This window comes from Brevibacillus sp. BD137 (assembly GCF_041644655.1).
Taxonomy (GTDB): Bacteria; Bacillota; Bacilli; order Brevibacillales; family Brevibacillaceae; genus Brevibacillus; species Brevibacillus brevis_D.
In genome coordinates, this window is record NZ_JAOTNO010000002.1 from 228,402 (window position 1) to 245,778 (window position 17,377).

The 17,377-nt window shown below is 41.7% G+C and carries 14 protein-coding genes; all 14 read left to right on the forward strand.

Translation table 11 applies throughout. The features are described from left to right. The first annotated feature begins 63 nt into the window (after positions 1-63). The 14 genes from ODZ53_RS04675 (at position 64) to ODZ53_RS04740 (ending at position 17,317) form a co-directional block, all read left to right on the forward strand. Positions 64-1,068 (forward strand): NAD(P)/FAD-dependent oxidoreductase, encoded by a 1,005-nt coding sequence (locus ODZ53_RS04675; protein ID WP_372676123.1) that lies wholly within the window; start codon positions 64-66, stop codon positions 1,066-1,068. A 354-nt stretch (positions 1,069-1,422) separates the two neighbouring features. Beyond that, entirely contained in the window at positions 1,423-2,439 is a 1,017-nt protein-coding gene (locus tag ODZ53_RS04680) for an agmatine deiminase family protein (RefSeq protein WP_372676397.1), read from the forward strand. Between the two features lie 145 nt (positions 2,440-2,584). Continuing rightward, positions 2,585-3,181 carry a class I SAM-dependent methyltransferase gene (locus ODZ53_RS04685; protein WP_372676124.1) on the forward strand — a complete coding sequence of 199 codons (597 nt, stop codon included), beginning with the start codon at positions 2,585-2,587 and terminating at the stop codon, positions 3,179-3,181. A gap of 113 nt (positions 3,182-3,294) precedes the next feature. After that, positions 3,295-4,146 (forward strand): MerR family transcriptional regulator, encoded by an 852-nt coding sequence (locus ODZ53_RS04690; protein WP_372676398.1) that lies wholly within the window; start codon positions 3,295-3,297, stop codon positions 4,144-4,146. Between the two features lie 104 nt (positions 4,147-4,250). Further along, positions 4,251-5,003 carry a GNAT family N-acetyltransferase gene (locus ODZ53_RS04695; RefSeq protein WP_372676125.1) on the forward strand — a complete coding sequence of 251 codons (753 nt, stop codon included), beginning with the start codon at positions 4,251-4,253 and terminating at the stop codon, positions 5,001-5,003. Positions 5,004-5,044: 41 nt separating this feature from the next. Further along, positions 5,045-7,096: a serine hydrolase domain-containing protein gene (locus ODZ53_RS04700; protein WP_372676126.1), complete on the forward strand. Its 2,052-nt coding sequence runs from the start codon at positions 5,045-5,047 to the stop codon at positions 7,094-7,096. A gap of 277 nt (positions 7,097-7,373) precedes the next feature. Further along, positions 7,374-9,557, forward strand: coding sequence for a catalase/peroxidase HPI (gene katG / locus ODZ53_RS04705; protein WP_372676127.1), 2,184 nt, complete (start codon positions 7,374-7,376; stop codon positions 9,555-9,557). Positions 9,558-9,773: 216 nt separating this feature from the next. Further along, on the forward strand, positions 9,774-10,559 hold the full coding sequence (locus tag ODZ53_RS04710; RefSeq protein ID WP_372676128.1) for a hypothetical protein: 786 nt from the start codon (positions 9,774-9,776) through the stop codon (positions 10,557-10,559). 93 nt (positions 10,560-10,652) lie between these two features. Further along, a complete protein-coding gene (locus ODZ53_RS04715; protein WP_372676129.1) occupies positions 10,653-11,438 on the forward strand; it encodes a hypothetical protein in 786 nt (261 codons plus the stop codon). Positions 11,439-11,525: 87 nt separating this feature from the next. Then, positions 11,526-12,179, forward strand: coding sequence for a response regulator transcription factor (locus tag ODZ53_RS04720; protein ID WP_372676130.1), 654 nt, complete (start codon positions 11,526-11,528; stop codon positions 12,177-12,179). Beyond that, positions 12,180-13,637, forward strand: coding sequence for a sensor histidine kinase (locus ODZ53_RS04725; RefSeq protein ID WP_372676131.1), 1,458 nt, complete (start codon positions 12,180-12,182; stop codon positions 13,635-13,637). 237 nt (positions 13,638-13,874) lie between these two features. Next, positions 13,875-14,594, forward strand: a complete 720-nt coding sequence (locus ODZ53_RS04730; RefSeq protein WP_372676132.1) for a lipoprotein BA_5634 family protein — start codon at positions 13,875-13,877, stop codon at positions 14,592-14,594. Positions 14,595-14,620: 26 nt separating this feature from the next. Beyond that, positions 14,621-15,307, forward strand: coding sequence for an ABC transporter ATP-binding protein (locus ODZ53_RS04735; RefSeq protein ID WP_372676133.1), 687 nt, complete (start codon positions 14,621-14,623; stop codon positions 15,305-15,307). A gap of 24 nt (positions 15,308-15,331) precedes the next feature. Further along, positions 15,332-17,317: an ABC transporter permease gene (locus ODZ53_RS04740; protein WP_372676134.1), complete on the forward strand. Its 1,986-nt coding sequence runs from the start codon at positions 15,332-15,334 to the stop codon at positions 17,315-17,317. Positions 17,318-17,377: the final 60 nt, after the last annotated feature.

The window sequence follows — 17,377 nt, forward strand, 5'->3', positions numbered from 1 at the left end:
GGGAGCGCCCATGATGAAGAATCAAAAATTGTAATAGTTGGTGCAGGCTTTGTTGGTGCAGCTATGGCGTATTACTTATCAAAGCAGAATCAGAATGTCACTTTACTAGAGACTAATTTGTCTGCTGCATGTGAAGCCACTCAGAAATCTTTCGCTTGGATTCATCCATCGGGCCGCGTATTAGAAAAATTTCGACATTTGTATGATGCATCCATAGCCGAATATCATGAATTAGAAAAAGAGATACCTGATCTAGAAATAAAATGGGATGGATCATTGACCTGGGAAGTCCCTACAGACAATGAGGGGTCTCGTAAACAACTAGTAAAACGGCAGCAAATCATAGAATTAGAACCAAATCTAAAGGAATACCCCGAGGAAGCTTATTATGCGAACGAAGAAGGCGCTCTAGATCCAATTTTGACTGCTAAACTTTTCGTAAAAAAAGCAGAAGAAAATGGGGCGAACACCCTGTTTGATACAAAAGTGATGCAAATCGTCACAGAGGCTTCCAAGGTTGTTGGGGTAAACACCTCCAAAGGTTTTATAGAATCAGACGTTCTTGTATTAGCAACTGGCGCAGCTATACCCGAACTCTGTAAGCCATTAGGCTTTGATGTTCCTGTCGCTCCTTCGCCTTCTATACTGATCCGAATGAAATCAAATGAAAAGTTGATCCGCACCTTAGTTTCAAATGCTAAGTTTGAAGCGAGACAACTAACCGATGATACGTTACTGGCAGCAGAAGATTATATCGATGAGTCTGGACAAAATGGACCTGAGGAAATAGGAAAGCGGGCGTTTGACATTCTTCGGCACAATTTAATAGGAGGGGAAAAGCTGGAGCTGGAAAGCATCAAGGTAGGGGTAAGACCCATGCCTGAAGACGGTTACCCCATTGTTGGATTTCATGACGAAATAAAGGGTCTTTATCTGACTGTTATGCATTCAGCTGTTACATTAGCTCCCATCATTAGCCGCTTAGCTGCGAATGAGATCATAAACAACGTACAAATGAAAGAATTAGAGAGCTGCCGACTAATCAGATTTTCATGTGAAGTAGATTAAGGGGATTTTAATTGGAAAAACAAGAATCTAAAGTTAGAAGACTTCTAACTGATATTAAAAGCTCTGCTATGGCATTGGACTCAACGCTGAAGTAAAGCGAGCAAAGGGCGGATGTCTAATAAAGACGATTGCGCCCTTTGTTATGAGTCAGTTTAATCTCTACACCACGTAAGCCATTCCATTTGCCAAAACGATGGAAGTTCTTCCATGCACCCAAGAAATTTGCCGCTGGGCAATAAGACCCGTTTAAGGATCTGTCCTTGACCTTGACACATTGTGAAGGTTTATCATGAGTTTTACTTTCGTAAGTAGGAGTGAAACTTGGTGGGAAGTAGAGATAACATTGACTTTTATATGCCGGCAGAATGGGAAAAGCATGAGGGAACGTGGCTCCAATGGCCTCATAATAGAACCAATAAAGGCGAAAGATACAGAGCGAAACTCGATGATATTTGGGTAACGATAGCAAGGGAGCTCCACTATGGAGAAAATGTGCATATTGTAGTGTGTGATGAAAACGAAAGAAAGCATGTGCAAACGAAGTTGAATGAAGCAAAAGTGAATTGGGATAAAATAGATTTCTTGATACAAGAAACCGATGACGTTTGGATCAGAGATAATGGTCCGATTTTTGTGAAAGATAGTAAAGGTAATCTTTGTCTAACACATTGGAATTTCAATGGGTGGGGAAATAAATATCCATTTGAAAACGACGCTAAGGTGCCCATCAAAATCAGCGAAAATGGGAGCAGCCCACTCGTTAGAACCAGCGTTTGCCTGGAAGGCGGGGGAATCGAAGTAAATGGAGCAGGTACTTTGTTGGCAGCAAAATCCTCCGTTCTGAATGACAATCGCAACCCAACTCTTCGTCAAGAAGAAATCGAAAGTGAGCTAACCAAGTATCTGGGTGTAACGAATTTTATCTGGATCACCGGTCTTCGTGGAGAGGATAACCATGATGAAGTAACGGATTTCCATATCGATGGGTCAGCACGTTTTGTTAATGAAAATACCATCCTATATGAATATGACCCTTTTGACGAAAGTGAAGCACATCTTTTGGAGGCGTACGAAAAGCATTATCAGGAATTACGACAAGCAAGAAATACGGACGGAAAGCCATTTCAACTCATACCAGTGCCGGTTACCAAAAGAGTAGTGAAAGAAGCTGGCACTAAAGGCTCCTATTTAAATTTTTATATAGGTAACGAAGTGGTATTGGTTCCGATATATGGTGATGAACATGACCGGTTGGGATTACGAATCATGGAGGGGCAGTTCCCAGGCAGAAGAATTATCGGCATAGATGTAAATAAGTTGTATGCGTATGGTGGCATGATTCACTGCGTAACGCAACAGCAACCAAAGTAAATAAACCGTACATGACCGGAGGAAAATCGGCACGGCACCAGTTGACACACATCCATTACAAAGATATTATGGATATAATAACTCCATGATAGTCAGCGGAAATAATTACACCTGGAAAAATATTTACCAGAGGAGGTCAGTGAATTTGGATAATATTTGGAATGAACGTTTTCTTTCAGAAGAATATTATTACGGAGAAGAACCGAATGTATTTATTCAACAACAAGCTTTCCGATTCGAACAAAGTCAAAAAGTTATTGCGTTTGCTGAGGGCGAAGGTCGAAATGCAATTTTTTTAGCAAAAAGAAATCTTGAAGTGACAGCCATTGACTATGCGGAAAGCGGATTGCAAAAAACGAGAAAACTGGCTCAGAAGCATGGTGTTAACGTATATACCCAAAAAATTGACCTGTTGGAGGAAGATGTCCCACGAGAGGAATATGACGCTGCTATAATGGTATATGGACATTTTCATAAAGACGCTCAGACCAGGGTTCTCGATAAAATGAAAAAGGTGTTAAAGCCTAACGGACTTCTTATGCTTGAGGTATTCTCTGCGGAACAATTAAAGTATGGTACGGGCGGCCCATCAGAACGTGAAATGCTGTATGAACCAAAAGATATCCTTGATTGGTGTGAGGGTCATGAGGTGATCCATTTCTTCTATGGTGAACAAGAGCGTATGGCGGGGAAGGCGCACACTGGATTAGCCCATGTCATTCAGCTTGTAATAAGGAAATGATGGGGCATCATCGTTCTTCGCAATAATCATGAGGTCACGACAGTATTGCTGCCGGGGCTTCTTTTTTTTCCAGCTGATTGACATTGGCTCCACGGACTTGTATATCTTCAAGAATGAAGGTGATTTTTATATATACGATTGGTGAATTTGCGAAGTTAAGCAAGGTATCTTCTAGGATGTTACGTCACTATGACAAGATAGGATTGTTAAAGCCCAGCTATATAGAACAAAACGGGTACAGGTATTACAGCGATGAGGAAATGTTTAAAATTTCGATGATAAAACAATTCAGAAGATATGGCTTCTCATTAGAAGTGATCAAGTCCCTCCTATGTAAAAATGATGTGGAATACACCCTACAGGTGCTTCAAAACAAGATCGATGAGCTGCAACAGTCTGCAACAGAACATCATTATTTAATGATGGAGCTGGAAAGACAAATCAGGACAATGTCGGGCAAAGATAACATATATGAATCTATTCGAAGATTCGATATATTACTCGGACATCGCAGCGAGTTTTTTGCATTATGTCAAAGAAAACGAACTAATGAAGAAGCCATCGATCAAATGATCAATGAACTCTATGAAGTGATTGCTTCAAGCAACGATTTGGTGTCAACCGGCACACATTTGACGATCTTTCATCAATCCTATTCCGATTATGATCCGGACGATTCAGATATTGAAGTTTGTCTACCTGTAAACGCTGAATACAATCAGGAAGTGTATTATACCAGAATAATAGAAGGTGGCTTATATATGAGCACGATTTTTATCGGTAGCTATGACACTATTGGCAATGCGTACATAGCGCTCATGAACTGGGCGAAGCATAATAACTATTCCATCATAGGACCAACAGTAGAACGATATTATAGAGACGGTATAGAAACAGATAACCAATCGGAATACATCACAGAAATATGTATTCCGATTGCAAGTCACTCGAATAGTGCTCAGTAAATGTTCGGGATAGTGAGGAAACCGTGTTTTGATGTTGACCTTGACACTATGTCAAGCTATAGAATGTGTTTGACATAAGTCTGACGTAAAGGGAAGTGACCATAATGACAGATCAAGTAGGCAGGGAACCTGTATTTTCACAGACAATCACTGACTTTTGGCGGGAACAATTTTTGAACGGTGAGATCCTCTATAGCGATCAATCTTTTACTGTTGCCATAAACCCTGCACTTGACGAGGATAGGCGGGTCATGGTGCTGGAAACTTCCGATGGACGAGTGATGGCGGTCTTAACACCTGAGCTCGCTGAAAAAATAGGTCTCTTCCAACAACATTCCTTGACTGAGTTGATCTTTCGCCAGAAATTGAATGAAGCAGGCGTTACGCTACATGGCGCAGACTATCTTTTTTATTTTTCAAAAGCCGATAAGAATGTATTGTTGCAAGATAACCTCGAAGGTGACCTGCGCCGGTTAACCGAGCGAGATGAGTTGGTTTTCTCCGAGTTTACATCCTCCGCATCGGAACAAGACTTGGATGACGCTTATGTGGAATTGGATCACTGGGCAGTGTTTGGTTCTTTTGAGCAAAATCGCCTGGTCAGCGTTGCCAGTATGTATCCATGGGAAGAGGATGCGCAAATCGCAGATCTTGGCGTACTTACGCTGACGTCCTTTAGAGGAAAAGGTCACGCCCGTAAAGTGGTGCGCTCCATCTCTAAATACGCCTATAGTCAGGGATACGAGCCGCAGTACCGATGCCAACTCGATAACCATACGTCTACGGCTTTGGCGAAAGCAGCAGGATTCACACTGTTTGGAAAATGGGAAGTGATTTCTCCAGACTCTATGAACTGATAGTCCCATGTTATGACTTATATTTGCAGGAGGACATTGTTATGAAGAAAAAGCAGTCTTGGGTGCTATCCGCAACACTTGCGTTGACGATGCTTGCACCAAACGGAGCAACGGCTGCAACCATCACCCCTGAGGTCGCGAATAGCCAAGGATTGGCTAAAATCGCTGCTGAGAAGGCAGCGTTGCTTATCGACTCCACCGAAACGTTTAGCGTTCAGTATGCGCTGATTGACAATGGAAAAATCACAGTCTCTGGTCAGATCGGCAAGAACGATAAGCCATTGACCAAGGATACCATGTATGGGATCGGTTCAGTCAGCAAAGTATTTGGGGCGGCAGCGGTCATGAAATTGGTAGACGATGGGAAAATCAATCTGGATACGCCGGTCGTCCAGTACATAACCGATTTCAAAATGAAGGACAAACGGTATAGCCGCATTACCCCACGCATGCTGTTGAATCATTCCTCTGGTCTGCGGGGAACTGGATCTCCGAACGATATATTATTCGAGGATAATGACACCTATGCCCATGATACATTTCTGCAAACGTTGTCCGACCAAACCTTGAAGGCGGACCCCGGAGCATTTTCGGTGTATTCCAATAGCAGCTTTTCGCTTGCCGAGATTCTCGTTGAGAGAGTCAGTGGAATGAGCTTTACCGCGTTTATTCATCAAGCTTTCACAGAGCCATTGCAGATGAACCATACGAAGACACCGCAGGACGATTTGAAAGACAATCAGCTAGCCGGGGTGTATGCTCCAGATCATCCAAGTCAACTTCCGAATAGCTTTGTTCCTGTGATCGCGGAAGGTGGCATTCATTCGACAGCAGAAGACATGATCCGATTCTCGCAACTATTTATGGGACAGGCTAATCACATTCTTTCTGAAAAATCGGTTTGGGCGATGGAACAGGAGGAATACAAGAAAGGTATTTGGCCAGAGGATTTGGATGATAGTAACAATTACGGTCTGGGCTGGGACAGTGTAAAGCTATACCCGTTCCATGATTACGGAATAAAGGCCTTGGCCAAGGGCGGAGACTTGTCGGTGTATGCTGCTTCTCTCGTCGTGCTTCCTGAGAAAAAGATGGCAGCTGCCGTCTTAACATCCGGTGGTAACAGTGGTGCGAATCAACTGCTGGCAAGTGAGTTGCTGCTGCAATCCCTTAAGGAAAAGGGCGAAATCAAGAATATCAAGCCGGAAAAATCATTCGGCAAGCCCACAAAGGCCAAGATACCCCAAGATATACTGAATCAAGCAGGCTACTACGCCAGTAATGATTTGCAGTTCCGAGTAGAGATCAACGAGGACGGAGTGTTGTCAATACCGGGGGATACGGTGACGAAGTATTTCTATTCTTCAGACGGAAGCTTTATCAACGAGAACGGAACCTCCAAGATCAGCTTCGTCACCGAAAAGAACGGACGCACGTATTTGTGGAGGAGAAGCTACGAGTCATTACCGGGATTAGGGCAGTTAGCCATGTCAGAGTATGCGGCGGAAAAGCTGGAAGCCAATGTGTTGCCCAAGGAGACCACCGAAGCTTGGGCGAATCGGGAAGGCAGGAAGTACTATCTTGTGAACGAGAAATATACCTCCGATTCTTATTTCTTTGAGAAACCGATTCTCGAAATGAGCTTCGTAGACGGTCTTCCGGGTTATTGGCAGGACAAAAAAATAACAGGTCCGAACACCGCTACGAGTCAGATCCAGATCCCAGGTTTGGCAGGTCGGGATACGACAGAAGCCCAGTTCTACACGGAAAACGGAATCGAATATTTGAAGCTAAACGCATACTTACTTGTCAGCGACGCAGGTGTAAAACCGATCCATGCTAGAAATCACGAAAAGGTCACGGTGCCAGCGAACGGGCATGCCCAATGGTTTACCGTCCCTGTAGAGGCAGCAGGCAAAACGATGACGGTCAAGCTACCAAAGAAGGGGTCTTTCGCGGTATATGATGAGGAAGGAAAATACCCTCTCAACTATTCCATCGTCAGTGGCAATAATAAAGTGACTTTGCCGAAGAACGGAACAATGGTATTTGCCGGTACACCAGGCTCGGAATTTCAAATAACAATCAAGTAAATTAGTTACGCACAAAAAGCCCACACATTTCGCTACGGGGAGAAAAGTGGGCTTTTTGTAATGGATCGAAGAAGGCGAACAATGGAGCTTGACAAGATCATAATCTACACGGTCCTTGCATACGTTAGAATCAACCATACGGAAATGAAAGAGTTCATATATTTTAATCCTCAAGAGGAAAAAACAAAAAAATGTTGATTTCCCTTATTAACTGCTATATAACTTAATTAGAAGTATTATTATTTAATACTTAATTTAAATGACAGGAGAGGGACAAATGGACTCTATGGCAACCGCTAACACTGGAAAATGTCCGTTTTCGCATGGCAGTACTACGAATCACAACCCTAGTGCTACGTCGAACAAACACTGGTGGCCCAACCAGTTGAACTTGAACATCCTGCATCAGCATGACAGAAAATCTAACCCTATGGGAGAAGAGTTCGATTATGCAGAAGAGTTCAAAAAGTTGGACTACCAGGCTCTCAAGCAGGATCTTTATGATCTCATGACAAACAGCCAAGATTGGTGGCCTGCCGACTACGGACATTACGGGCCATTATTTATCCGTATGGCTTGGCATTCCGCTGGTACATATCGTACAGGAGACGGCCGTGGCGGTGCTGGAACTGGCACACAGCGTTTTGCTCCACTTAACAGCTGGCCAGACAATGCCAACCTTGATAAAGCTCGACGCCTTCTATGGCCGATCAAGCAAAAATATGGCAACAAGATCTCTTGGGCAGACTTGTACATTCTCGCCGGCAATGCTGCTATTGAATCCATGGGCGGGAAGACGATCGGTTTTGGAGGCGGACGCGCGGACGTTTGGCATCCAGAAGAAGATATTTACTGGGGTGCTGAAAAGGAATGGCTAGGCGATAAGCGTTACACCGGCGATCGTGATCTCGAGAATCCGCTCGCTGCTGTTCAAATGGGTCTGATTTATGTGAACCCCGAAGGTCCGAACGGGAATCCAGATCCGCTTGCCAGTGCTCGTGACATCCGCGAAACCTTCAAACGCATGGGAATGAACGATGAAGAAACGGTTGCACTCGTGGCAGGTGGCCATACATTTGGGAAGGCTCACGGCGCAGGAGATGCTGCTCTTGTAGGCCCAGAGCCGGAAGCTGCTCCCTTGGAAGCCATGGGCTTAGGATGGCAGAGCACACACGGTTCCGGTAAAGGTCACGACGCCATCACCAGCGGTATTGAAGGGGCTTGGACTGCGAATCCGACACAATGGGATAATGGTTTCTTTGAACTCTTATTCGGATATGAATGGGAGCTGACCAAAAGTCCAGCAGGTGCACATCAATGGGTTGCTGTTAATCCTTCTGATGAGCATCTTGCACCGGATGCAGAAGATGCGTCCGTGCGTGTTCCAACGATGATGACCACTGCGGATATGGCTTTGCGTATGGATCCAGCATACGAAAAGATTTCTCGTCGTTACTATGAGAATCCAGAAGAGTTTGCAGATGCATTTGCAACTGCATGGTTCAAACTCACACATCGCGACATGGGGCCTCGCTCAAGATATTTAGGCCCAGAAGTTCCAGCAGAAGATTTTATTTGGCAAGATCCTGTACCCACTGCTGAATATGAATTAACAGATGCCGATGTTGCAGAACTGAAAACACGCATCTTAGACTCGGGCCTTACCGTCAGCGAGCTGGTAACAACGGCTTGGGCTTCCGCTAGTACCTTCCGAGGCTCGGATATGCGTGGTGGCGCGAATGGTGCTCGCATCCGTCTTGCTCCACAGAAGGATTGGGAAGTGAATGAGCCGAAAAAACTTGAAAAGGTGCTTACGATCATGGGAGTCATTCAAGAGGACTTTGGTAAAAAAGTCAGCATGGCCGATTTGATTGTACTCGGCGGTAGTGCGGCAGTAGAAAAAGCTGCACAAGCTGCTGGCTTTGATGTAACGGTTCCTTTTGCTCCTGGACGTGGCGATGCGACACAAGAGCAAACCGATGCAGAAAGCTTTGCTGTGCTCGAACCAATCGCTGATGGTTTCCGGAATTATCAGAAGAAGCAATATCGCGTCAGTCCTGCGGAGCTCCTGATAGACAAGGCACAGCTACTAAACCTTACTGCTCCAGAAATGACTGCACTCGTTGGCGGTATGCGTGTTATCGGGACAAACCACGGTGGCACACAACACGGTGTATTCACGGATCGCGTAGGTACACTCACGAACGACTTCTTCGTTAACTTGCTAGATATGGGCATACAGTGGAAGCCAGTAGACGGAGGCGTATTTGAAGGACGTGATCCCAAAACGGGGGAAGTCGTGCGTACAGCAACTGCTGTTGACCTCGTGTTCGGTTCAAACTCTGTTCTGCGTGCCATTGCAGAGGTTTATGCGCAAGACGATAACAAAGAAAAGTTTGTACGTGACTTCATTGCTGCATGGGTGAAGGTAATGAATGCAGATCGTTTCGATCTTAAATAAGCATAATTTGAAAAATAAAGCAAAGAACAGTATTTGTTGTTGGATACTGTTCTTTGCTTTATATTTTCTATAGTAATAGTAGAAAGCGAATCGGTAACGAATTTACAACTTGGAGACAACTGAAAGATACTTTTAACATATGAACGCTATATTCTATGAACTGTAACAAGGGTTTCGTACCCAAACCAAAAACAAAAAATTTCAGGAGGCATTACCATGAACAAAAAAAATATTCTCGTTTTGTCAATGGCACTAACAATTGTAGGCGGTGCTACAGCAGCGGTATTTGCAAGCGATAACGCAATTCATTCTACGAAAAACAAAGTCGTAACGTTGGCAAGCAAAGAAGGAAATGGCACAAATCAAACTACTACAAATGATGTAGTCAAAGTAGCAAATGGAAAGATTAGCGATGAAGAAGCGGTAAAAATGGCAACGAAAGCTCTAAAAGACTATATGGGGCTTGACGCGAAATCTTTTGGTGAGGCGCATGTAAATCGAACGAACAACCAAGAAGACTTTAAGTTCTTTATGGATTTATATTCAAAAGAAGATGCAGCTGTATTAAAAGAAAACGCGAAAAAAGATACGGCTGATGTTATCGTGGTACAGTTTGTTCGTGCTGAAGACTTAAACCAACCAATGGCCGCTTCTAATCGCATTGTCATAAATGAAAAAACAGGTGAAATTGTTTCTCTAACTGCTTTCACCGATGAAAATAGAAGCTCAGAGACAACAATCGATGATGCGAAAGTGAAATCTGCGGTTATCAGCTTTTTTGATCAACAACAGAAAAATGTGAAGGAAAATACGATGAAGGTTAGTAAGACTGCTAGTTCCGGAACCATACGTGTTCTTTGCAACCTGGAAGATGGAAGAGATGCAGAGATGACCATTAGTCTGAAGAATTATTCCGTATCTAGTTATGAGATTAATTATGACAGACTACTCCCGCTACCTTCTGAAGAAAAAGACCACAGTGAGAATTTCAGAGCGCTTTAAGTAAATGAAGATATTGTAGGACGGATAAGATGGAGTAAGTGCCCGAAATGGTACTTACTCCTCTTATCAAAAAAGTTTTAGGAGGCATTACATATGAACAAAAAAAATATTCTCGTTTTGTCAATGGCTCTATCCATTGTAGGCGGTTCTACAGCAGCTGTATTTGCAAGCGAAAATGCGGTTCCTTCTACTAAAAACAACGTCGTAACAGTGGCAAGCAAAGCAGAAAATGGCACAAATCAAACCACTGGAGCCAAAGTAGCAAATAGAAAGATTAGTGATGAAGAAGCAGTAAAAATGGCAACTAAAGCTCTAAAAGACTATAGGGGGCTTGACGCGAAATCTTTTGGTAAGGCGCGTGTAAATCGAACCAACAACCAAGAAGACTTTAAGTACTTTATGGGTTTGGTTTCAAAAGAAGATGCAGCTGTATTAAAAGAAAACGCCAAAAAAGATACGGCAAATGTTATCATGGTACAGTTTGTTCGTGCTGAAGACTTAAACCAGCCAATGGGCGCTTCGAATAACATTGTCATAAATGAACGAACAGGTGAAATTGTTTCTTTAACTGCTTTCACTGATGAAGATCGAAGCGCAGAGACAACAATCAATGATGCGAAGGTTAAATCTGCGGTTATCAACTTTTTTGGTAAACAACAGAAAAAAGTGAAGGAAAATACGATGAAGGTAAGTAAGAGTGCTAGTTCCGGAACCATACGTGTTCTTTGCGCTCTGGAAGATGGAAGGGATGTAAAAATGACAATTAGTCTGAAAAATTATTCCGTATCCAGTTATGAGATTAATTATGATAGACTAATCACTCTACCTTCCGTAGCAAAAGACTACCGTGAGAATTTCAGAGTCCTGAAAGTGAATTAAAAAATGTAGGACTGATTAGATGGAGTAAGTGCCCGAAATGGTACTTACTCCATCTAACCGTTACAAAAGGAACGAGGTAAAAACGGTATGATAAAAATTTTAGTGGTTGAAGATGATATTGCCGTAGCAAATTTAATAAAATTGAATTTAAATACGGCAAATTATAAGAGTACAGTCGTTTTTGATGGAGAGGAAGCCCTGAGTGTAATTGAAAGCGATCATTTTGATCTCATACTTTTGGATGTCATGCTTCCGAAAGTGGATGGATTTACGTTATTCGAAAAAATCAAACCTTTAGGGATACCTGTCATTTTTTTAACTGCGAAAAGTTCAGTCACAGATAAGGTGTATGGATTAAAAGCGGGCGTAGATGACTATATGACGAAACCCTTTGAAGGAATTGAATTGCTGGCCAGGATTGAAAATGTATTAAGGCATTACAATAAAAAAAGCAACATCATAAATTTTAAAGACACAGAAGTATACTTGCAAGAAATGAAGGTGAAAAAGAACGGTGAAATGATTGAGCTTACCTTGAAGGAGTTCGAATTATTGGTGTTTTTAGTGCAAAATAAAAACATCGTATTAACGAGAGAAAAAATCATAGAAAAAATTTGGGGCTATGACTACGTTGGCGAGACTCGGACGATTGACAACCATATACAAAAGCTAAGAAAAAAGCTGGGATGGAAAGATGAAATTAAAACAGTATTTAAATTGGGATATAGGCTGGAGGAATAAATGAAATTTTGGCAGAGGATATTTTTATGTACATTAATCATATTTGAAATCTTTTTTGTACCAGCTTCCATTTACCTGATTAATAGCAGCTTTGAACTCAATCTTAATATGGAGATCCGTTCCGGGATAAGTGAACAGGATCGATTTGCTAACTCTTTAGAATCAAATCTCTATCTACTTAAAGTTCAAAAATCTTCATCCCCAGATGCAGAAGGAGTTGGCAAACCAAACATAGATTCCATGATTCGTACGTACTTGGACAACTTTGGGGAACAGGATGTATATTTGGATGTAATAGATGAAAAAAACAAAGTTATTTTTAGTCATTTTAAAAATAACAAGATAACTCTTACGAATCGAGAAGAATTAAACATCCCAACCGATAAAGTAAATTACATCATTCGGGACCTAGGGGAAAAGACGTACTTATTTATCGCTAAGAATATTTATTTGGAAAATAACCACTATAAGCTTTCTTACGTGAAAGATATTTCGAGTGTCTATGAAAATAGAGAAGACTTATTAAGCCTTTTAATCAAGTTAAATGCTCTTGTTTCAGCCATTTTGGTCATTGTTACCATCATCATGAGCATGTTTATCGTAAAACCGATTAATAAACTAATCCAGTCAACAAGAATAATTGCAGGCGGGAATTTCAGCGAAAGAGTTATGGTCAAATCGAAAGATGAAATCGGGTTGTTAGCGGAAAATTTCAATTTGATGGCCGTTGATGTAGAAGATAAAGTAAACCAGCTTAAAAGATCTTCAGAAGACAAGCAAAGGTTTATCGATAACCTGGTACATGAACTTCGGACTCCTTTAACTTCGATCATAGGCTATGCGGATTATTTACGAACGAATAAATATGATGAAGAGACGTATATCAACTCATTAAGCTTTATCTATGAAGAAGGAAAGCGGCTAGAGAAACTGACATTTAAGCTGATGGAGCTCATTGTTTTGCGAAAAGAAGATTTTGAGTTAAAAAAGGGAAAACTTGACGAACTTTTTGTGGAAATCAAACATTCCTTTATTCCAAAGCTGAACATAAAGAATATCGATCTGGAAATATCGACGGAGAATCTGAGTGTTTTCATGGATAAGGATTTGATGAAAATTTTGCTTGCAAACCTGATAGACAATGCGATTAAAGCATCGAAGAACAACGATAAAATACTGCTAAGCTCATACAGAGATACGGAGTCAAGAATTATTCTTGAAGTGAAAGATACAGGGATTGGTATTCCTGATGACGACATAACAAAAGTGTTTGAGCCATTCTTTATGTCCGACAAATCGAGATCGAGAGTGAATGGAGGAGGCCTCGGGCTCGGGCTTTCCTTATGTAAGGAGATAGCTAACATTCATGACGCTGAAATAAGAATAGAAAGTAAGCTCGGTGAAGGTACAACTATCCAATTGGTTTTTAACGAATTGATGAAGAAAGCTTTGCCGTGATCGTAAAAACGAACGTAAGGAAGCATAATCTAAAAATGTAGAGAGGGCTTTCCCAAAAGTCATGAATAATGACTGCGGGACAGCCTTTTTATTTCCTGTGTCGAATAAGCATGCCATCATCTCCATTCTTACTAAATTGTAAGAAAGAAGGTCAAAATCGTTAGACGAGAGTCATTCAATTACAGGAAAGTCTCGTCTATAATCCAGACATAAATCGTTTATAAGGGAGCAATTAAGATGAAAAAAGTAATAGGTTTCTTGTTGGTTATTGTCATCTTTGCAGGGATTGGATTCGGAGTAAACCGCTTTGTAGAAGGTCCATCGCAAGCGGTCGATGGCGTTCTTGTTATTGGTACAGAAAAGGATGCGTATCAGGTCAAAGAGTTGTATACAGATAACACCAAACAGACGATTGACTACAAAATGAAATTGGTTACAACGACAAAAATGACGAAATTGGCAGAGGAAGATCAAAAAGAAGCAGGTCAAGAATTTGATACAAGAGAAATCAAATATTCGGTTGTTACTCGATCCACAGCTGAGCAATTCATCAAAAAGGGGATTCTCAGAGCCAGACAAGACCCAAACAGTTCATCCATTCTTACAGACCCTGTTACTAGCATAAAAGAATTATCGAATGGTCAAAATCTGTTTTACTCTTCAAGTGATTATGAAATGAAGAATAACCAAATCGATTTGAACGGTCAGATGGTACCTGTAGAGTATGTGAAGCATCAGATGTGGATCGGGTATATCCCACAAGCAGATCTTGTTATCGTTGACGACAAGACCTACAACCAATTAACCGAAGCAGAGTCAACGCTCTCCTTGATCCAGTTTGAAAATCGCAGCTTCGATTATAAGAAGAAAGATAAGGTGAATCAAGTCCTACAAGAAATCGAGAAGGTGTACGCAAATAGTGAAGACAAAGTAAACTTTGTAGACGTACAAGATTGAGTTTGAGTGATGGGAGGGTGAACTGTATGGAAATTGTACGAATGGAAAACGTAGTAAAAAGTTATGGGGAAGGAAATAGCAAGGTAGATGCGTTAAAAGGGATTCACCTTTCTATTGAGCAAGGAGAGTTTGTTTCCATCGTTGGTGTTTCCGGCTCTGGGAAAAGTACACTGCTGCATATTTTAGGCGGGTTGGATCGTCCAACTTCAGGACAAGTATTCATTGGGGATCATAATATTTACGATTATACAGATGATGAACTTTCCATATTCAGAAGAAGAAAAGTCGGGTTTATTTTTCAGTTTTTTAATTTGATCCCGGTATTGAATGTCCAGGAAAATATCGCGTTGCCCATGTTATTGGATGATGAACCGATAGATATGACGTATTTAGATGAACTGATTGAAATCCTGGGTCTCCATGAACGAAAAGACCACTTGCCTTCCGAATTATCGGGGGGTCAACAGCAACGAGTCTCTATCGGTAGGGCCTTAATGAATCGTCCGCACTTGATTTTAGCGGATGAACCCACAGGTAATCTCGATACGCGAAATACGAAGGAAGTCATGGATCTATTACGATTGACTGCCAGGAAATACAATCAAACCATTGTCTTGATTACGCACGATCTTGCAATTGCTTCGGCTTCTGACCGGATCATCACGATAGAAGACGGTACGATCATTTCAGATCAACGGCTTGCTGCGAATTAGCCAAAAGACTGGAGGAGAATGATTTTGATCAGCAGCTATAAACAATTAAGCAGCAAGTATTTAAAGGGAAATATGAAACGAACGATTTTGACTTTGATCGGAATCATACTTTCTGTAGCGTTAATTTCCACAGTCGGCCTTTATATGAAAGGATCACAACTATCACAAATTGAGAGGATCAAGAAGTTAAGCGGGTTTTCTTTTCATCTCGGTATTTCCAATTACGATGAAGCACTATTGAACAAAATCAAATATAATCCTCAAATTGCTTCGTTTGGTTTGATGTCTCAGGGCGGCATCGTTCCGGTTGGAGAGGTTTCTGTTCAAAAGAATTTCGCTGATCATCGCGCCTTGGAGTTTTTAACCTACAGTTTCGTTGATGGCAGATTACCAGCCAATGAGCATGAAGCAGCAGTCGAATCATGGACGCTTCCTTACTTGAAAAAGGATCTTCAGATCGGCGACTCATTTGCACTTGATGGTCAAACCTATCAACTGGTTGGTTTACTGGATAATCGCGCATCCACTCAGGAAAATAAAGTTGGTCGTTTCCTAACCTATAAGCATGATTTTGCTATGGGAGAGGGTATGATCCTAGCCGAAATCAACGAGAATGCGGACGTTAAAGAGGTTGTAGAGGAGATGAAATCACTTACGGAAGACGAGAATCTTGTGATCAATGAGCGATTGATCACAGTTTTGAAACCAGAATCGAATCAATCGATTTTGGCCGTACTCGTCATCGCCGTCAGTATTGTTGTGATCGCGAGCGTTGTGGTGATTTACAACGCTTTTCAAATCAGCGTCGTAGAGCGAATGAAGCAGTTCGGCTTGCTCCGAAGCATCGGCGCTACGCGAAAGCAAATTAGACAAATCGTGATGAGAGAAGCTGCTGTGCTGGCTGTCATCGCTATACCGATTGGACTTGTATGTAGCATATTGGCGGTCGCTGCTCTCCAATCCATTTTCCCGCTCATTTTAGAAGATAGTGCAGGTGCTTCGTTCTTTCATATCGATTGGTGGATTTTATTCATCAGTTCGATCATTACGCTGACGGCTGTATTAGCATCCAGTTATTACCCGGCTTTTTTTGCGGGCAGAATATCCCCACTGCTGGCCATCAGCAGCAGGTTGTCCATTAAAAAAGAGGTGTTCAAAAAACACAAGAATAACGTGTTGAAAAAGCCGTTATCTTTCCCCTTGAGCCTGGCTTTGAAAAATGTCAAAAGAAATAAAAATCGTTATACCATTACGATCCTATCCATCATTATATCCAGTGTATTGTTTATTACTTTCTCGTCTATGATGGATATCGCACTTGCACACCAATATGTGAAAGATTTATCATCGAGGAAATCAGATCTTTCCATCACTCTGCAACCAGTTCATGATGATTTTTCAGCAGAAAGACAGCAAATTTTGGAGCTATTGAAGTCGGTTGAAAATATATCCGGAGTGAAAGAACAGGGCAGCCGTTTTGAAATCGATTTGAAGGATAAAACTCAATCTCTTACAACTGTTGCTCACATCGAGGAGTCTATTGGAAAAAAACACGACATTACCATCGGGAATCGCATCGAAGAGAATAAAGTAATGAAAGATTCGGAGCTCGAGATAAAAGTGCTGGCATACAGTTTTATCACTGTCATTTCGTTAATTGGCAGTCTCAATATCCTTAATACGATTACGATCAGCATCATCATCAGACGAAAAGAACTGGCTGCGTTAAAATCCATAGGCATGTCACAAAGGAATTTGAAAAAAATGATCATCTATGAAGCGCTGATTTACGGTGTTTCTGGAAGTTTACAAGGGATCTTTTTCGGTTGTATACTTTCTTATATTATCTATTTGGCGGCTTCCGGTGTCTTGAAGGTCGAATGGACGATCCCCTACGAAGCTTGTCTCATTACGTTTGTTTCAGCTTTGCTCATCAGCTTTTTATCTGTTCTATTACCACTGAGAAAAATTCAAAAAGATAATCTTATCGATGTTATCAGGGAACAATGATAAAATGGGCCTGACTATTTTATAGTCGGGCTTTTCGGTTTGGTCAATGGCTGAACACTG

What these genes read in the sequence shown, in the direction of transcription:
- ODZ53_RS04720 (WP_372676130.1), top strand. Translation starts at nt 11,526, where the DNA reads ATGATAAAAATTTTAGTGGTTGAAGATGATATTGCCGTAGCAAATTTA.
- ODZ53_RS04680 (WP_372676397.1), top strand. Translation starts at nt 1,423, where the DNA reads ATGCCGGCAGAATGGGAAAAGCATGAGGGAACGTGGCTCCAATGGCCT.
- ODZ53_RS04715 (WP_372676129.1), top strand. Translation starts at nt 10,653, where the DNA reads ATGAACAAAAAAAATATTCTCGTTTTGTCAATGGCTCTATCCATTGTA.
- ODZ53_RS04710 (WP_372676128.1), top strand. Translation starts at nt 9,774, where the DNA reads ATGAACAAAAAAAATATTCTCGTTTTGTCAATGGCACTAACAATTGTA.
- ODZ53_RS04730 (WP_372676132.1), top strand. Translation starts at nt 13,875, where the DNA reads ATGAAAAAAGTAATAGGTTTCTTGTTGGTTATTGTCATCTTTGCAGGG.
- ODZ53_RS04725 (WP_372676131.1), top strand. Translation starts at nt 12,180, where the DNA reads ATGAAATTTTGGCAGAGGATATTTTTATGTACATTAATCATATTTGAA.
- ODZ53_RS04735 (WP_372676133.1), top strand. Translation starts at nt 14,621, where the DNA reads ATGGAAATTGTACGAATGGAAAACGTAGTAAAAAGTTATGGGGAAGGA.
- ODZ53_RS04695 (WP_372676125.1), top strand. Translation starts at nt 4,251, where the DNA reads ATGACAGATCAAGTAGGCAGGGAACCTGTATTTTCACAGACAATCACT.
- katG (WP_372676127.1), top strand. Translation starts at nt 7,374, where the DNA reads ATGGACTCTATGGCAACCGCTAACACTGGAAAATGTCCGTTTTCGCAT.
- ODZ53_RS04700 (WP_372676126.1), top strand. Translation starts at nt 5,045, where the DNA reads ATGAAGAAAAAGCAGTCTTGGGTGCTATCCGCAACACTTGCGTTGACG.
- ODZ53_RS04675 (WP_372676123.1), top strand. Translation starts at nt 64, where the DNA reads ATGGCGTATTACTTATCAAAGCAGAATCAGAATGTCACTTTACTAGAG.
- ODZ53_RS04690 (WP_372676398.1), top strand. Translation starts at nt 3,295, where the DNA reads ATGAAGGTGATTTTTATATATACGATTGGTGAATTTGCGAAGTTAAGC.